1 protein-coding gene is annotated in these 526 nt (G+C 63.5%); it reads right to left on the bottom strand.

Annotated features, from left to right (window positions below; all coding sequences use genetic code 11):
• Positions 1 to 354 (bottom strand): ribulose-phosphate 3-epimerase (locus CXQ96_RS17950; protein ID WP_368783657.1); only part of this gene is annotated, 354 nt, incomplete at its 3' end.
• Between the last annotated feature and the right edge of the window lie 172 nt (positions 355 to 526).

Here is a 526-nt window from a genome sequence, read left to right as displayed (position 1 = left end):
GTTGAACACCAGACCGGCCTTGGCGCCGCCGTCCTTGATCAGCTGCAGCGATCGATCGATGTGCTCGGAGGCTTCCGGGTGAAAGGTGATGTAGCTGGCACCGGCTTCGAGGAAGTCGCCGATCATGCGATCCACCGGCTTGACCATCAGGTGTACGTCGATGGGCGCGGTGACGCCATGCTTGCGCAGCGCGGAGCAGACCATGGGGCCGATGGTCAGGTTGGGTACGTAGTGGCTGTCCATCACGTCGAAATGGACGATGTCGGCGCCGGCGGCCAGCACGTTGTCCACTTCCTCACCCAGACGGGCGAAGTTGGCGGAAAGAATCGAAGGGGCGATGGCGAACGGCTGCATGACGACCTCGGGTAGCACGGCAAGATGCCGCGCATTGTACCCGAGGGGTCAGGGTTGCGGCGCGCCTGACATCCATTGCGGATGCCGGCGAGCCCGCCGTTGGATCAGGTCAGCTCATCGAAGCACTCACCGATGATGGCCAGGCCACGGTCGAGCAGTTCGTCTTCGGCAG

The sequence above is a fragment of the Arthrobacter sp. B1805 genome, assembly GCF_002929745.1.
Classification (GTDB): Bacteria; Actinomycetota; Actinomycetes; order Actinomycetales; family Micrococcaceae; genus Arthrobacter_D.
This window is presented reverse-complemented; position numbering and strand designations above follow the sequence as displayed.